Raw genomic sequence first — 16376 nt, 5'->3', positions numbered from 1 at the left:
CCGTTATCTTCACCATGACGGGGCGTTTTTGTTTTTGCGTGATTTGCGTGAGAAATGCCACGTTTGTCTGTCAGAGACCCCAGTCCGTCAGTGATTCCAGACAGGCAGGTCGGTTTGGCGTTTAAAGGTATTCAGTAATGCTTCAATACCGGCTTGGTCTTCTTGGCTAAAGCGTGCTTCCAGGGGACTGTCGATATCCAGCACACCCCATAGCTGTTCATTGCTGACAATCGGCACGACCAGTTCTGCCCGGGACTCTATGTCGCAGGCAATATGGTCGGCAATGCTGTGAACGTCGTCAACGCGCTGGGTAGCAAGCGTTCGCGCTGCTGCACCGCAAACACCCTTGCTGAACGGAATCGGGTGGCAGGCGGGCTTACCCTGAAAAGGCCCAAGCGCAAGTATCTGCTCAGAACGTTGCAAGTAGAAACCCACCCAGTTCAAGTGGGGTAGCGACTGCATGATGAAGGCGCAGGTCTGTGCGCTATTGGTTAGCCAGTCGCGGGTATCCAGTAGTGAGGCGAGCTGTCTATCGAGAAGATCATAGTTGACGGTATCAAGTGACATGGTGGCTCCTGGTTATGCATGTCCATAACGACGTCGGGCCGACAGTTGTCGGCCCGGCATCGTTGGTCTCTTGTCTGATTGAGGCGAGGTTTATTCCCAGCCCGGCACGGCGCCACCATCAAAGAGTTCTTCGGCTTTCTCGATCACTTCTTCGCTCTGGTAGGCGCTGACCAGCTGCTGAATCTCTTCGCGGTCTTCATCGCCGCCGCGAACGGCAATCAGGTTGACGTAGGGCGATTCCGGACCTTCTTTGATCAGCGCGTCGTCAAGGCTCAGGCCAGCAGGCTGGGCGAAGGTGTTGTTGATGAAAGCCATGTCAACATCCGGCAAAACGCGCGGTAGCTGGGCGGCTTCGATTTCGCGGAAACGGTAGTCGTTCGGGTTCTCGGCGATATCGATAGGTGTCGCTTCCAGGTTCTCGGGATCATTCAACGTGATGAGGCCTTCATTATGCATCAGGATCAGCGCGCGACCTTCGTTGGAAGGGTCATTGGGTAGCGCGATCTGGGCACCTTCGGGCAGTTCATCGATACTATCGTACTTCTCTGAGTAAGCACCGATGGGGTAAACAAAGGTGTAGCCTGCGATGGCGAAATCGTAACCACGATCGTTCACCATCGACATCATGTAGGGCTCATGCTGGTAGGCGTTGGCGTCGAGGCTGCCATCGGCCAATGCCGCATTAGGCGTTACGTAGTCAGTGAATTCGATAATTTCGACGTCAAGGTTGTATTCTTCCTTGGCGATGCGGGCAGCGACTTGCATGACTTCGGTTTCAGGGCCGGCAACGGTGCCCATCTTGATGCTGGCGGCTTGGGCGCTGGCGCTAACGGCCAGTGCGAGTGCGGTAATGGTGCCAAGGGCTAATGTCTTCATAGCAACTCCTGTCGAATGTCGGTTTTGATTAATGGTGATAATAGAAGTAATTTTAATGCTTTTTCGTTATATGTCCACTGAAAAGCAATGCGGTTACTTACGGTCGGTTTTGCGTACCAAGTAATCCCCTAGGCTCTGGAAGCCCTGCACCATGACAACGAGCACCACCACGGTGATGAGCATGATGGTCGGGTTGAATCGGCTGTAGCCGTAGCGGATGCCCAGATCACCCAGACCGCCGCCGCCGACAGCGCCTGCCATGGCGGAGTAGCTGACCAGCGTAACCAGCGTGATGGTCAAACCGGTAATAATGCCGCCGCGCGCTTCGGGGATAAGCACCTTGGTGATGATTTGCCACGGTGTTGCGCCCATGGCCTGGGCAGCCTCGATTAAACCCGGTGAGATTTCATTGAGGGCGCCTTCGATCAGCCGGGCAACGAACGGAATTGCGGCAATGGTCAGTGGTACCGAAGCGGCATTGATGCCGATAGAGGTACCCACCAGCATTCGCGTGAAGGGAATAATCGCCACCATCAAGATAATAAACGGAATGGAGCGGCCCACGTTGGTCACAATGCCCAGGGTGTGGTTCAGTAAAGGCTTTGCCAGAATCTGCCTGGGTCGCGTCACATAGAGCATCACGCCCAGCGGCAGTCCGAGTAACGTAGAAATCACCCCTGATACGCCGACCATGTAGAGGGTGTCGAGCGTAGCCTGAAGAATAAGCTCAATCATTGCGCTGGACATAGCCTAATACCTCTACCTGTAATTGATGGTCTGCCAAGTAGTCCATAGCGGCTTGCGTCTGCTCTGATGTGCCCAGCAGTTCAGCAATCATCAAGCCAAGCGTTCTTTCCTGAATCGATTCCACCTTGGCCTGCAGGATGCTCACGTCGACACCGCAATCCCGCGCCAGGCGTGAAATCAGCGGCGTGGATACCGCATCCCCTGAAAATGTAAGCCGCACGACCGGGTGTGCGTTGGCATCGGGGTTGTCACTGAGGCGTTCAAGCAGCTCCTTGGGCGGAGACAGCTGCAGAAAATCGTTGAGAAACTCGCGCCCCAATTGGGTGCGAGGTGCGGTAAAGAAATCGCCTACTTCGGCGTCCTCGACCAATTCGCCATCAGATATCAGGCCGACACGGTGGCAGATCGATTTCACCACTTCCATTTCATGGGTAATCAGCAAAATGGTGATGCCGAGCTGTTGGTTGATATCGCGAAGCAACTCGAGGATTGAGCTGGTCGTCTGCGGGTCCAGTGCCGAGGTGGCCTCATCGCACAGCAGGACGCGAGGATTGCTGGCCAGCGCCCGGGCAATCGCAACGCGCTGTTTCTGCCCGCCGGATAGCTGCGCTGGAAATTGATCCGCTTTGTCCGAAAGGCCGACCATTTCAAGCAGTGGGCTCACGCGATCACGGATATCGCGCCTGGGTTGGCCCATCAGTTCCAGTGGCAGCGCTACGTTGTCGAACACGTTGCGGGTGGTGAGCAGGTTAAAGTGCTGGAAGATCATGCCGATGCGGTGGCGAGCCTGGTTCAGCGCCGTGTTACTCAATCGTGTGATCTCTTGCCCATCGACGGTCACCGTGCCCTGGGTGGGGCGCTCCAGCAGGTTGACGCAGCGAATCAGCGTCGACTTGCCCGCACCGGACAGCCCGATAACACCGTGAATGGCCCCTTTGGGGATCGCCAAGTTAACGCCCTTGAGGGCGTGAACGGCGTCGCGGCCGGAACCGTAGGTTTTGCTGACATTATTTAGTTCGATCATGGCGTCTGCCTTTTCTATAGGCCGAAGACGAAGGTGAGCGCGCAAGCGTAGGAGAGGGAATAAAAAAGGCCACCCTTTCGGGTGGCCATCAACGCTGGACACACCCTTTTAGCTGCACTTCACCAAGCATTCACTCGGCGGACGCCCGCAATCTGGGTACAAATCGGCGTCTTTACATTTGCGGCGAAAGTCTAAATAGCTTGCAATGGGATGTCAAATCAAAAGCACAATATCTTATGTGGCTGTTAAATTTAATAATTTTTTTAACTGATTTTTGCTTATTTAAAAGTGTTAATTTCTCTTCTTAGGAGGCCTGAGTTTTCGGCAGGCGTGAATACTGACTTACGTTGATTGGCCGCGCATACCTTTGGGGTGCACAAACAGGTTTGTGCAGTAGTAAGCTTGCGCACGGATCAATTAAAGCGAGGGCGCTATGTTTACTGGCATCGTGCAAGGCAAGGTAGAAGTCGTGGAAGTGCATGAGCTTGATAAGTTTCGTACGCACGTGGTGAAAATGCCTGATACATTGCGCGAGGGATTGGCAACTGGCGCTTCGGTGTCGCACAACGGTGTGTGTTTGACGGTCACGGACATTTCAGGTGACCGGGTGAGCTTCGATTTGATGCGCGAAACGCTTCGGCTGACCAATCTTGGTGCAGTCGAGGTCGGGCAGTGCGTCAATATTGAGCGAGCGGCACGCTTTGGCGATGAGATTGGCGGGCATTCGATGTCGGGCCATGTGATTTGTATGGCGGAAGTGATCGCCATTGATGAAGCGCCCAACAACCGTCGGCTGTGGTTTGCGTTACCGGCTTCAGTGGGGCGGTTTGTATTTGAGAAAGGCTATATCGGCGTCGATGGGATCAGTCTGACGATTGGCGATGTGCGACCTTCGGTCGAGGGCGAAGGCGTTGAGTTCAGCGTGAATCTGATCCCCGAGACGCTGAACCGGACGGTCCTTAGTGAGCGGTTGCCAGGCGACCAGGTCAATATTGAAATTGATCCCCAGACCCAGGTGATTGTTGAAACCGTTGAGCGTGTTCTGGCTAGCCAAATGCGCTGATTGTCAGTATTAGCAAGGGTGGCTTTGTGTTTCTGACCGATTGGTTAGAAGGTGGCCTGAAGTTTGCTTATGCTAAGCGATGGAAAGTAATAGACGGGCATCAGCCCACGTTCGACAGCTGCACAAGGTATTCGCATCAGGCGTTACCTTTCGGTAATATGTGCGGCTTTTCGCGCTGCCAGGGCGCATTCAGCGTTTACGCGAAGGATAAAAATACCTATGAATTTTCTGGATAAGCAGTTCGGGCTCACTGAACACAAAACCAGCGTCAAGACAGAGGTGATCGCCGGGATAACCACCTTCCTGACGATGGCTTATATCATCTTCGTCAATCCCAGTATCCTCTCGGAAGCCGGGATGGACTACGGAGCCGTATTTGTTGCCACCTGCGTTGCTGCCGCTATCGGCTGTCTTATCATGGGACTTTGGGCGAACTATCCGATTGCCCAGGCGCCCGGTATGGGGCTCAACGCGTTTTTTACCTACGGCGTCGTGCTGGGGATGGGGTATAGCTGGGAGGCGGCGCTAGGGGCCGTCTTCTTCTCAGGGTTGTGTTTCTTCCTGCTGAGTATTTTTAAGATCCGTGAGTGGATTATCAACTCTATTCCGCTTTCACTGCGCCTGGGCATTGCCGCGGGTATTGGCCTGTTCCTGGCCATGATCGCATTGAAAAATGCCGGTATCGTGGTGGCTGATGACGCCACCTATGTTGCGCTAGGGGATCTCTCCGAGCCTGCGGCACTTTATGCGCTCTTGGGCTTTTTCGTGATTACGGCGCTGTCGTATCTGAAAGTTACCGGTGCGGTCATGATCGGTATCCTGGGGATTACCATTGCGTCGATGGTACTTGGGCATAACGAGTACGGTGGTCTCATGTCCATGCCGCCTTCGATTGCGCCAACCTTCATGGCAATGGACCTGATGGGGGCACTGGATGTCGCCATGCTCAGCGTTATTTTTGCTTTCCTGTTTGTCGACCTGTTCGATACGTCCGGCACGCTGGTAGGTGTTGCGCAGCGTGGCAAGCTGTTGGATGAAAACGGCAAGCTGCCGCGCCTGGGTCGCGCCATGATGGCCGACAGCACGGCATCAATGGCGGGTGCTGCCCTGGGGACCTCGACCACGACCAGCTATATTGAGTCGACGGCAGGTATTGCATCGGGTGGGCGGACTGGTTTGACGGCGGTCGTGGTGGCCGTGCTCTTCCTGATCAGCTTGTTCTTTGCTCCGCTGGCAGGCTCAATTCCCGCTTTTGCCACCGCCGGAGCGCTGCTCTATGTGGCCGTGCTGATGGCAGGTAGCCTGGCGCATGCCAACTGGGAAGACCCCACTGACGCCGCGCCTGTTTTGATTGCCGCGCTGGCAATGCCGCTGACCTTTTCGATTGCTGAGGGCATTGCCCTTGGGTTTATCAGCTATGCGGCGATCAAGACTCTGTCGGGTCGCTTCAAAGACCTCAACCCAGCGGTGATTATTCTGGCACTGCTGTTTGCGGTGAAATTTCTGTTTCTAGACTAACGTGGTTTTATTAATCCAATGAGAGACGCGATGAGCATCTACGGCGATTACATCAAGTCCGTAATACGCACAGTACCTGACTGGCCTGAGCAGGGGGTCAATTTTCGTGACATTACCCCGCTGCTACAAAACAGCGCGGCATTTCGCAAGCTGATCGACAGCTTTGTACACCGCTACCAGGAAATGAACCTGGATGCCATCGCGTCGATTGATGCGCGTGGGTTTATTATCGGGGCGCCCCTGGCCTATGAGTTGGGCTGCAGCTTTGTCCCGGTTCGCAAGAAAGGCAAGCTGCCGTTCAAGACCATCAGCGAAACCTATACGCTCGAATACGGTCATTCAGAGGTCGAGCTTCACTCGGATGCGTTCCAGAAAGACGACCGCATTTTGCTGATGGATGACCTGATTGCCACTGGCGGCACCATGCTGGCGGCGGCCAATCTTATCCAGCGCAGCGGCGGGCATGTGGTCGAAACAGCGACCATTATTGACCTGCCTGAACTGGGTGGTTCGCAAAAAATTCGCGATGCGGGCTACAGCGTCTTCGCGGTTTGTTCTTTCACAGAAGACGAGTAACGAACTTATGAGCAGTGAACGCTACCATCAGCACTTTACCGTCTCCTGGGATCAGCTTCACCGCGATGTCCGCCAGCTTTGCCATCAGTTGGTCGAGCGTGACTTCAAAGGGATCGTGGCGATTACCCGTGGTGGTCTCATTCCCGCTGCCTTGATTGCACGCGAGCTGAACGTTCGGCTGATTGATACCGTGTGCATTAAAAGCTATGACCATATGGATCAGGGGGGGCTGGATGTCCTGAAAGGGGTTGATCACGACGGTGAGGGCTGGCTGCTGGTCGATGACCTGGTGGACACCGGCAAGACCGCGCGGGCAGTCAGCGAGATGTTGCCCAAGGCGCATTTTGTCACCATCTACGCCAAGCCCGAAGGGCGCCCCTTGGTTGACCAGTATCTAACCGAAGTGGCCCAGCACTGCTGGATCCAGTTCCCCTGGGATATGGGCGTTGCCTACGTTGAACCTCTGGTGGACCAAGTGAAGAAATAATCATGTCGACCCCGCTTCCCGAAGACTGGAATCAGTGGCTTGGCAATGAGTTTCAGACCGACTACATGCAGTCACTGAAACGTTTCCTGGCCGAGGAAAAGGCGGCCAAGAAAGTCATTTATCCGCATTCATCGCAGTGGTTTCGCGCGTTCGAGTTGACGCCTCTCAATGACGTCAAGGTGGTGATCCTAGGGCAGGACCCTTATCACGGCCCCAATCAGGCGCACGGGCTATGCTTTTCCGTTCAGGCGGGGGTGCCGGTTCCGCCGTCGCTGGTCAATATCTACAAGGAGTTGGCTAGCGATGTAGGCACCGAGCCCGTCAAGCACGGGCATCTGGAAGCCTGGGCGAAGCAAGGGGTGTTGCTGCTCAATACGTCGTTGACGGTCGAGAAGGGCAACGCTGCCTCACACCGGGGTAAAGGTTGGGAGTCTTTCACGGACAGCGCGATCAAGACGGTAAGTGCGCATGCGTTGCCTAGCGTCTTTCTGCTCTGGGGTAGCCACGCCCGGCAGAAGAAGGCGTTGATAGACACCCAGCGCCACCTGGTGCTGGAAGCGCCGCACCCGTCGCCGCTATCCGCCCACCGCGGCTTTTTTGGCACCCGCCATTTTTCCCGGGCGAATCATTTCCTTGAAGAGCACGGGCGCGCGCCTGTTGATTGGCAATTACCCGCCACCCCTTAACCTGGTGACGGCTTACGGGTAGAATACTGCCCGATTTTGCACGTTTGTGATCACCCGCGTTGCCCATAACCACTTGCTGTGAGGAAGTCCCATGAGTGTCCATGCCATTAACCATCCGCTTGTTCAGCATAAACTGGGACTGATGCGCGAAATGGATTTAAGTACCAAAAGCTTTCGTGAGTTGGCGGGGGAAGTGGCCAAGCTGTTGACTTATGAAGCAACGAAGGGACTTGAGCTCGAAGATCATACGATTGAAGGGTGGAATGGGGAGCCGATTGAGACGCGTCGCCTGAAAGGCAAGAAGGTCACGGTGGTGCCGATTCTGCGTGCCGGGCTTGGCATGCTCGAGGGTGTCACTGACCTGATTCCCAGCGCCCGCGTCAGCGTTGTCGGATTATACCGCGATGAGGAGACGCTGCAACCGGTACCCTATTTTGCCAAGTTCGCCAATGACATCCAAGAGCGCATGGCCATCGTCATTGACCCAATGTTGGCCACCGGGGGCTCAATGGTTGCGACATTGGACATGCTGCGTGAGCGTGGCTGCGAGAATATGAAGGTGATCGTGTTGGTGGCGGCTCCCGAAGGGATCAAGCGAGTCCAGGAAGCCTATCCGGATATCGAGATTTATACGGCGTCGGTGGATGAGCGGTTGGACGATAACGGCTATATCGTCCCTGGTCTGGGCGATGCGGGCGATAAAATTTTCGGCACCCGATAAGGTTTGATGATTCAGCGGCCCCTGGCGTTTTACGTTAGGGGCATTTTTTTGCCCAGCATTACCCCAACGACCTGTGAGGAGTTTGCATAATGAATGATACGCCTAGCCAGTCTGAATCCTGGCCTCGCGTGTTGCTAACCGGTGCGCAAATGCTATTTGTGGCGTTTGGTGCCTTGGTCCTGGTGCCGCTGTTGACTGGGCTTGATCCAAGCGTTGCGTTGTTTACCGCCGGGATAGGCACGCTGCTGTTTCATACCGTGACCCGCTTGACGGTGCCGGTCTTCCTGGCCTCTTCGTTTGCCTTCATTGCGCCGATTCAGGGGTCGATTGCCAGCTTCGGTGTATCAGCAACGCTTGGGGGCTTGATGGCGGCTGGCCTGGTCTACGTGGCTATCTCGGCGGCGGTGCGCGTCAAGGGTACCGGTTGGCTTCATCGGCTGTTGCCACCTGTCGTGGTCGGCCCGGTGATTATGGTTATTGGCCTTGCCCTGGCGCCGGTAGCGGTGGATATGGCCACCGGTGAAACCAGCGACCACATCGGGTATGGCGCGGCGCTTTTCCTTTCAATGGCAAGCCTGCTGGTAACCCTGGTATTGGCCGTGTTCGGCCGCGGTTTGCTGCGCTTGATTCCCATTATGGGCGGTATTGTCGTGGGTTATTGCCTGGCATTGCTGATGGGCCTTGTCGACTTCACGCCGGTGCATGACGCTGGCTGGTTGGCCATCCCTGCGTTTACCGCACCGAGTTTTCACTGGGCGGCGATTCTGTTTATGATTCCTGTCGCCATTGCGCCAGCGGTGGAGCATATTGGTGATATGGTGGCCATCGGATCGGTGACCCGGCGTAACTACCTGGAAAAACCGGGGCTGCACAGAACCTTGCTGGGCGATGGTCTGGCGACGATAGCGGCCGCGTTATTCGGTGGCCCGCCCAATACCACGTATTCTGAAGTAACCGGGGCCGTCACGCTGACCCGGGCGTTCAACCCGCGCTATATGGTGGTGGCCGCGATACTGGCCATATCGTTGGCGTTTATCGCCAAGCTGGGAGCGCTGCTGCAAACTATCCCAGGCCCTGTCATGGGAGGAATCATGACCCTACTGTTTGGCTCTATTGCGGTAGTGGGCATGAATACACTGGTCAGGGCAGGGCACTCGTTGACCGCGCCACGCAACCTGGTTGTCGTGTCGTTAATCCTCGTCTTCGGTATCGGCGGCATGCAGGTTGGCGGTGGTCAGTTTACGCTGCAAGGCGTTAGCCTGGCGGCGCTTGTGGGTATCGTGCTGAACTGGCTGTTGCCTGAGGAGTCAGCGGATGAAACTGATCACGCCCATTAACCCTACTTCATTGGGAGCCGAGTACTTATGCCGTTAGATCCATCGCTACCCTTTCCCGTGCTGGGAATTACTGCCTGGAGTGGGACGGGGAAGACAACGCTGCTGGAGCAGTTGTTACCTCGGCTGCGGGCAGAGGGTGTCCAGGTGGCGGTGATCAAGCACGCCCATCATCGGTTTGATGTCGACCAGCCGGGAAAAGATAGCTATAAGCTACGCAGTGCAGGTGCTACGCCCATGCTGATCGCATCGAGCCAACGCCTGGCACTGATGCAGGAAACGCCAGACGGTGAAGAGCCGGATTTAAACCAGCTGTTGGCAATGGTGGCCGTGCATGAACCTGACCTGGTGCTGGTGGAAGGCTTTAAGGCATGGCCCCTGGCCAAGCTGGTGCTTTATCGTGAGGGGATAGGCGATGCGGAAATCCTGCATAGTCAGGGCGTCGAAGCCGTTGCGCTGCAAGGGGCTTCTCCCGTCGCTCTGTCGGCCGCAACGACGCAACTAGCGCTTGATGATATCGATGCGATTACACGCTGGATAATCGATTGGATGGCGGGCCAACGGCTCAATGATGTTTCACGCACTGATAGGTGACCCCATGCAGTTAACGCACCTCAATAGCCGCGGCGAAGCCCGCATGGTGGATGTTGCAGACAAACAGGAAACGCGCCGGGAAGCGGTGGCTTCCGGGCGTATTGTGATGCAACCCGCTACCTTGAAGCAGCTGAGCGAGGGGGCTTTACCCAAGGGTGATGTGCTGGCTACCGCACGTGTTGCGGGAATCCAGGCGGCAAAACGCACCCATGAGTTGATCCCGCTTTGTCACTCGCTGGCACTTTCCAAAGTGGCCATAGAGTTTGATGTTGACCCCGATGAAAGCTGTGTTCATGTGACCGTGACCTGCCGGTTGAATGGCCGCACGGGTGTCGAGATGGAAGCGTTGACGGCCGTCTCCGTGGCCTGTTTAACGCTTTACGATATGTGCAAGGCGGTCGATAAAACGATGCGCATCGACGCGGTTCAGTTGGATAGCAAACGCGGCGGTCAGCGGGGGGAGTATCATCGCGAAGAAGTGCCTGAACCGACGACGCCGATTGTAACGGGCCAGGGGGCAGCGGGCGAAGTGAGCCTGGGAGGCCGCTGTCATTCGCCCTGTGTGCTGGTCAAGTTTCTTGCCGAGCTGCGCGAGCAGTTGGGTGAAAACGAACGGGTAGTGACCTTTGATCAACTCGAAAGTCGCGATATCGCGGGACTCAAAGTAGCGCTGGCGGCTCAGGACGAACGTTTTCAGCTATTGCAGGATCAGCGCACGCTATGCGCCGTCAATCAGGTCATGGTCAATGATGACGCGCGAATTACCGACGATGACGAGGTTGCTTTCTTTCCGCCGGTCACCGGGGGCTAAAAAATGGACATTACCATCCGCATTCAAGAGGCGCCTTTTGACATGGCCTATGGCTATGAAGCCAGCCTTGCAGGCCGCACGGATATCGGCGGGGTCGTTAGCTTTACCGGCTTGGTGCGTGATTTTAACGAAACACCCGATGTTACAGGGTTAACCCTGGAGCATTATCCAGGCATGACTGAATCCACCCTGCAGCGCATCGCGGAAGAGGCGGGAGAGCGCTGGTCGCTAAGCGCCGTCACGATTATTCATCGCGTCGGCCATATGCGCCCCGGTGATGCTATCGTCAGAGTACTGGTGGCGAGCGCCCATCGTCGCGAAGCCTTCGAGGCCTGCGACTTCATCATGGACTGGCTAAAGACCCAGGCACCGTTCTGGAAGAAAGAGCATGGTCGCCACGGCGATTACTGGGTCAAGGAGCGCCATTCGGATATCGAGGATGCCGGCCGCTGGTAACCCTCTGGGATAGCGGGCGTGGCAAGGCTATTCGTCAACCACTGTCGCTGGCAGCTCGCTGGCCATAATCTGCAGATGCACCTCAGGTAAATGCTGCAGCCGTTCTGCGAGCCAGGCAATCAAACGCGGCTGGAGGCCCAGTCGCAGGTCCGCCAGCGTATCCGCGTGGAGTTCGGCAAGCTGATCATCCAGCCATTCACTGAAGCTGTCTTCGTCTAGTGAGTTGGCACTTGTATTATCCAGCATCAGGCGCCCAACGCGTGCCCATCCGGTTTGGGTGGCAGTCACCGGTAACGCCAGATAGAGACTACCCCGTCGTGGATGGGTGCTGTTGTCGCTCTCCAGTCCAGGGTGGGGCACCACACTGTTCTGGCTGACGATGCACGGTGGCTGCGGGTAGTGCTGCTCGAGATGGAGCCCCTGCTGATCGAAGCGGATCAAGTCGCCATTGACCGGCGCCAAGGGCGCTTGAATCCCCAGCGATGCTGCCAGCTGCTGGTGGGCCTGTTGATGAAGGCTTTCGCCATGGACCGGCAACAGGTGGCTTGGCGTCAGCCATTGATAAAAGCGGGTGATTTCGTCCTGTGCCGGGTGCCCGGTCGCGTGAAGCTGCGGATGGCTGAATTCATCGAATAGCTTAACGCCCAGTTGCTGGAGGCGTTTTTTCAACTGCTCGATGGGACGCTCGTTACCCGGAATGGCCTTGGCGGAAAAAATTACGTTGTCGCCAGGCTGTAAGTCCACGTGCGGATGACGTCCCTGGGCAAGTCGCTGGAGGGCGGCGCGCGGCTCGCCTTGGCTGCCGGTGGCAATGACCACGACTTCATCGGGGGGCAAATACCCCAGGTCATGGGCGGGCACGACGGCAGGAAAATCATCCAGATAGCCGAGGCCCCGGGCGACACCCACCATGCGTTCCATCGAGCGACCCATCAAGCTGACGCGCCGTCCGCACTGGTAGGCGGCACGGCCGATTGCTAACACCCGCGCGATATTGCTGGCAAAGCAGGAGACAATGACGCGGCCTTCGCAGTTGGCGAGTGTCTTGGCCAGCGCTCTTGCGACATCGCCTTCGCTGCCTGAGTGGCCGGGTATGGGGGCGTTGGTGGAATCACCCACTACCAGATCAACCGGTGCCAACGCCTTGAATTGCGCCTGGTCGATCGGCGCACCGATAATCGGCTCAGGGTCAAGCTTCCAGTCCCCGCTGTGCAATACCCGATAGCGACCTGCCATGACCATCAGCGAACAGCTCTCGGGTATCGAGTGGGGTACCGCCAGATAACGCAGGGTGAAGGGCCCGCTTTCTAATGCTTCACCGGGCTCGACGACGCGTATGGCGGCGCTACTGAGTTGGTGCTCGGCAAACTTCAGGCGCAGCAAGCCCGCCGCCAGTGGCGTCGCATAAATGGGGCATTGCCAGTGGGGCCAGAGCCATGCGACCGCACCAATGTGGTCTTCATGGCCGTGGGTGATGTAGAGCGCTTGGGGTGCGATTCCCAGGGCTTTGGGTGTTTCCAGGTTGGGCACCTGCAGTGGCGCATTGGGTAAATCCTGGCGGATCATCATGCCGCAATCTACGGCGACCCAGTGGTCTTCGTACCCATACAGCGTCAGGTTCATGCCAATTTCCCCGCAGCCGCCTAACGGCAAGAGGCGTAAGGAAGGGCGGCGACGGGGACGAATATGAACGCGCGGTGGATGCATCAGAGTAATAAAGCCTAGAAAGTAATTGGTTAACTATACGGGATGGGGCGGGCGGCTAACAATCACTGCTGTTTCGGGCGGTGATTGCAGCCGCCGCATTCGGTACACTAGACGTTTGTTTAATACCAGTGGATGGCCTGATCATCGCCGCCTGGCAAACCGTGAAGAGTAATGACTATGTCGCATTTTTATCGTTTGGTGGTGTCCTGCCCGGACCAAGTGGGAATTGTCGCGAAGGTATCAAGTTTTATCGCAGATCAGGGCGGGTCGATTACCGAAGCCAGCCAGCATTCTGACCTGGAAACCGGTCGCTTCTTTATGCGCTATGAAATTCTGGCGGATTCGCTGGGTATGTCAGCAGAGGCATTACGCACTGCCTTCGAGCCTGTGGCAGAGCTGTTCGATATGCAGTGGTCGCTGGTCGACACTCGAGAAAGGCGTCGAGTTGTCCTGATGGTCTCGCGGGAATCCCATTGCCTGGTCGATTTGCTTTATCGCTGGCAGGTGGGGGAACTGGACTGCGATATCGTGGGCGTTATTTCCAACCATGACGATATGCGTTCGTTAACCGAATGGTACGGAATTCCGTATCACCATGTGCCGGTGGATCCTGCAGACAAGTCAGCGGCCTTTAAGCAGGTGCAGGCGCATATTGATGATGCCCGGGCCGACAGCATCGTGTTGGCTCGCTACATGCAGATTCTACCCCCGGCGTTGTGTGAACGGTACGCAGGGCAAGTCATTAATATCCATCACAGCTTTCTGCCGTCTTTTGCCGGCGCCAGGCCGTATCACCAAGCCTATCAACGTGGCGTCAAGCTGATAGGCGCCACCTGCCATTACGTGACTCAGGAGCTAGATGCAGGACCCATCATCGAGCAGGACATTCATCGGGTCAGCCACTGCCATACGCCTACCGATCTGGTGCGTTTTGGCCGTGATGTTGAAAAAGCCGTACTGGCTCGCGGTCTTCGCTGGCATTTGGAAGACCGCGTGCTGGTGCACGGCAATAAAACGATCGTGTTCAGCTAGCCAAGCGCCTGGCCGTTGCCGCCGCGGATAACGCCGACGCCAACCCCTTCGATATCGAGCGGCTGAGTGCGTAAATCGATATTGATGGGGTCAAAGTCCGGGTTTTCCGCAATGAGCGTGACCTGATGGCCTTCGCGTTTGAAACGCTTTACGGTTACCTCGTCTTCCAGGCGAGCGACGACAATCTGGCCGTCCCGAACGCGCTGGGTGCGATGCACGGCAAGAAGGTCGCCTTCGAGGATGCCGACGTTTTGCATTGATAGCCCGCGTACGCGCAACAGGTAATCTGCTCTGGGCGAGAAGTAGTCAGCGGGCAGGGGGCAGTAGCGGTCAATATGCTCAGCGGCCAGAATAGGGCTGCCCGCCGCAACTTCGCCAATAATTGGCAGGCCGTTGGCAGGGTCTAAGCCTGAGGTTGTCAGTACGTCTGGCGTTTCCTGGGGCTCCTGGTTGGGCAGGCGTATGCCGCGAGACGTATTGCGAATGATGCGAATGACGCCTTTACGCTCGAGTGCGCGCAGATGCTCTTCTGCCGCATTGGGTGAGCGGAACCCCAGCGCCTTGGCTATTTCAGCCCGGGTGGGCGGATAGCCGAGCTCAGCCATGGTTTTGACAATAAAGTCGAACACATTTTGTTGACGAGCAGTTAATGGCCGCGACATACCAGCCTCCAGGTTGAATAAGTGAGCAAGACTGCGTTTCTGTTTACCTATCGGTATGTAGTTCACAGTATGTAGTCAACAGCATGTGGTTAAGTATACAGCATGTTCTCCTGTCCAGTATATATTTGGGATAAGTCAGCTAACAAATTGATGTATATAAAGATGCAAAGCCACGCTGGGTACGGACTGAGTGTTCAGGTAAACGTTGAGAGGTAACAAACGATAACGTAGCATCCTAGTTTGTTTAAAACATCCGTTTTTTATGGCCCGCTTTTTTTGGCCCGTTTTATGGAGAGCAGCATGGCTCAATCGGATACGGTGACGCGCATTCTGGATACTGCTGAAGTGCTTTTTGCAGAGCGCGGCTTTGCCGAAACCTCTTTACGCAACATTACCAGCAAGGCACGGGTCAATCTTGCCGCGGTGAACTATCACTTCGGGTCCAAGAAAGCGCTCATTCAGGCGGTGTTTGCTCGCTACCTGGATCCGTTTTCCCAGCGTTTCCATGGTGCCCTGGACGAACTCGAAGCCCGCTACGAGGGGCGTGATATCCCTCTTGAGGTGCTGCTCGAAACCATGGCGACAACGGTGCTGACGGTGCCAGCCGAGCGCAATAGCCTCAAAGTCTTCATGCGTTTGCTGGGGCTTGCCTACAGTCAGGCCCAAGGGCATTTGCGGCGTTACATCCAGCAGCAATATGGCGATGTATTCAGCCGTTTCACCGAACTGGTACGCCGTGCGACACCGGATCTGCCGGACGCCGAGCGCTTCTGGCGGCTACACTTTATGCTCGGTACCGTCATCTTTACGCTTTCAGGGCTGGATGCGCTGCGCGATATTGCCGAAAAAGATTACCACCAGCATGTCTCGGTCCGCGACTTGGTTCGCCGACTGCGGCCGGTGGTGGTGGCGGCGATGAACGCGCCATTACCTGATGAGAAGGACATTGAGCACCATGCAGACACCGTCGCTCATTGAAATGCCGCCCCAGGAGGGGCTATGGCTGGAAATCGCCGCCCAGACGCAGCGGTTGCGCGCCTGGCAAGGCGATACGTGTCGCTATGAGTGTGATATTTCCACCGGGCGTCAGGGTCTGGGTAATCAGCAAGGCAGTGGGCAAACGCCGCTGGGCTGGCACTATATTCGCGCCGCCATTGGCGCTGATGCCCCGGAAAACGCGGTCTTCAAAGGCCGCCGCTGGACGGGAGAAGTGTTCAATGCCGAGCTGGCTGCGGCGTTTCCCGAGCGAGACTGGATTCTGACGCGCATTCTATGGCTGTGTGGCCTGGAGCCGGGAGTAAACCGCGGCGGTCAGTTGGATTCCCAGCGACGCTATATTTATCTGCACGGTACGCCGCCGGACCAGCCCATGGGTCAACCAGCCTCCCATGGCTGCGTGCGGCTGCGTAATGCGGATCTCCTTTGGCTGTTTGAACATGCGTCACCGGGAACGCCTGTCTGGTTACACGACAGCCGTTGATCGTTGGACTCCTCGCTAATCATCGTCTAGAGTTA

19 protein-coding genes are annotated in these 16376 nt (G+C 56.4%); 13 read left to right on the top strand and 6 right to left on the bottom strand.

Annotated features, from left to right (window positions below; all coding sequences use genetic code 11):
• Positions 1-87: 87 nt before the first annotated feature.
• The 4 genes from HXW73_RS09730 to HXW73_RS09715 all read right to left on the bottom strand — a co-directional run bounded on the left by HXW73_RS09730 (position 88) and on the right by HXW73_RS09715 (position 3214).
• The gene (locus HXW73_RS09730; protein ID WP_186252928.1) at positions 88-567 is read right to left on the bottom strand and encodes a GAF domain-containing protein; all 480 of its coding nucleotides are present in this window, start codon (positions 565-567) and stop codon (positions 88-90) included.
• A gap of 90 nt (positions 568-657) precedes the next feature.
• On the bottom strand, positions 658-1443 hold the full coding sequence (locus HXW73_RS09725; protein WP_186252927.1) for a MetQ/NlpA family ABC transporter substrate-binding protein: 786 nt from the start codon (positions 1441-1443) through the stop codon (positions 658-660).
• 93 nt (positions 1444-1536) lie between these two features.
• A complete protein-coding gene (locus HXW73_RS09720; RefSeq protein WP_186252926.1) occupies positions 1537-2190 on the bottom strand; it encodes a methionine ABC transporter permease in 654 nt (217 codons plus the stop codon).
• Positions 2171-3214 (bottom strand): methionine ABC transporter ATP-binding protein, encoded by a 1044-nt coding sequence (locus HXW73_RS09715; protein ID WP_186252925.1) that lies wholly within the window; start codon positions 3212-3214, stop codon positions 2171-2173. The genes HXW73_RS09720 and HXW73_RS09715 overlap by 20 nt, the downstream gene beginning before the upstream one ends.
• 433 nt (positions 3215-3647) lie before the next feature.
• Between HXW73_RS09715 and HXW73_RS09710 the strand changes: the two genes are divergently transcribed.
• From HXW73_RS09710 to moaE, 10 genes are all read left to right on the top strand, one after another.
• The gene (locus HXW73_RS09710) at positions 3648-4277 is read left to right on the top strand and encodes a riboflavin synthase subunit alpha (RefSeq protein ID WP_186252924.1); all 630 of its coding nucleotides are present in this window, start codon (positions 3648-3650) and stop codon (positions 4275-4277) included.
• Between the two features lie 219 nt (positions 4278-4496).
• Positions 4497-5795, top strand: coding sequence for an NCS2 family permease (locus tag HXW73_RS09705; protein WP_186252923.1), 1299 nt, complete (start codon positions 4497-4499; stop codon positions 5793-5795).
• A 30-nt stretch (positions 5796-5825) separates the two neighbouring features.
• Positions 5826-6371 carry an adenine phosphoribosyltransferase gene (locus HXW73_RS09700; RefSeq protein WP_089706872.1) on the top strand — a complete coding sequence of 182 codons (546 nt, stop codon included), beginning with the start codon at positions 5826-5828 and terminating at the stop codon, positions 6369-6371.
• Positions 6372-6378: 7 nt separating this feature from the next.
• Positions 6379-6858 (top strand): xanthine phosphoribosyltransferase, encoded by a 480-nt coding sequence (gene gpt / locus HXW73_RS09695; RefSeq protein ID WP_186252922.1) that lies wholly within the window; start codon positions 6379-6381, stop codon positions 6856-6858.
• A gap of 2 nt (positions 6859-6860) precedes the next feature.
• Entirely contained in the window at positions 6861-7544 is a 684-nt protein-coding gene (gene ung, locus HXW73_RS09690) for a uracil-DNA glycosylase (protein WP_186252921.1), read from the top strand.
• A gap of 91 nt (positions 7545-7635) precedes the next feature.
• Positions 7636-8265 (top strand): uracil phosphoribosyltransferase, encoded by a 630-nt coding sequence (gene upp / locus HXW73_RS09685; protein ID WP_186252920.1) that lies wholly within the window; start codon positions 7636-7638, stop codon positions 8263-8265.
• Between the two features lie 89 nt (positions 8266-8354).
• Positions 8355-9602 (top strand): uracil-xanthine permease family protein, encoded by a 1248-nt coding sequence (locus HXW73_RS09680; RefSeq protein ID WP_186252919.1) that lies wholly within the window; start codon positions 8355-8357, stop codon positions 9600-9602.
• A gap of 27 nt (positions 9603-9629) precedes the next feature.
• Complete coding sequence (mobB, locus tag HXW73_RS09675) at positions 9630-10193, top strand: molybdopterin-guanine dinucleotide biosynthesis protein B (protein ID WP_186252918.1); 564 nt, start codon at positions 9630-9632, stop codon at positions 10191-10193.
• Positions 10194-10197: 4 nt separating this feature from the next.
• Positions 10198-11004, top strand: coding sequence for a cyclic pyranopterin monophosphate synthase MoaC (gene moaC, locus HXW73_RS09670; protein WP_186252917.1), 807 nt, complete (start codon positions 10198-10200; stop codon positions 11002-11004).
• A 3-nt stretch (positions 11005-11007) separates the two neighbouring features.
• The gene (moaE, locus tag HXW73_RS09665) at positions 11008-11460 is read left to right on the top strand and encodes a molybdopterin synthase catalytic subunit MoaE (protein WP_186252916.1); all 453 of its coding nucleotides are present in this window, start codon (positions 11008-11010) and stop codon (positions 11458-11460) included.
• 27 nt (positions 11461-11487) lie between these two features.
• Here moaE and HXW73_RS09660 read toward each other — a convergent pair whose 3' ends face one another.
• Positions 11488-13083: a ribonuclease J gene (locus HXW73_RS09660; protein ID WP_186252915.1), complete on the bottom strand. Its 1596-nt coding sequence runs from the start codon at positions 13081-13083 to the stop codon at positions 11488-11490.
• A gap of 261 nt (positions 13084-13344) precedes the next feature.
• Between HXW73_RS09660 and purU the strand changes: the two genes are divergently transcribed.
• Complete coding sequence (gene purU / locus HXW73_RS09655) at positions 13345-14199, top strand: formyltetrahydrofolate deformylase (protein WP_186252914.1); 855 nt, start codon at positions 13345-13347, stop codon at positions 14197-14199.
• On the opposite strand, the gene lexA is transcribed toward purU, so the two are convergent.
• Positions 14196-14861, bottom strand: coding sequence for a transcriptional repressor LexA (gene lexA / locus HXW73_RS09650; RefSeq protein ID WP_186252913.1), 666 nt, complete (start codon positions 14859-14861; stop codon positions 14196-14198). The genes purU and lexA overlap by 4 nt on opposite strands.
• Positions 14862-15161: 300 nt before the next feature.
• On the opposite strand from lexA, the gene HXW73_RS09645 reads away from it, so the two are divergent.
• Positions 15162-15839, top strand: a complete 678-nt coding sequence (locus HXW73_RS09645; protein ID WP_085919352.1) for a TetR/AcrR family transcriptional regulator — start codon at positions 15162-15164, stop codon at positions 15837-15839.
• On the top strand, positions 15817-16341 hold the full coding sequence (locus HXW73_RS09640; RefSeq protein ID WP_186252912.1) for a L,D-transpeptidase: 525 nt from the start codon (positions 15817-15819) through the stop codon (positions 16339-16341). The genes HXW73_RS09645 and HXW73_RS09640 overlap by 23 nt, the downstream gene beginning before the upstream one ends.
• Positions 16342-16376 lie beyond the last annotated feature (35 nt).

The sequence above is a fragment of the Halomonas sp. SH5A2 genome (genome assembly GCF_014263395.1).
In the GTDB taxonomy this organism is placed as follows: domain Bacteria; phylum Pseudomonadota; class Gammaproteobacteria; order Pseudomonadales; family Halomonadaceae; genus Vreelandella.
This window is presented reverse-complemented; position numbering and strand designations above follow the sequence as displayed.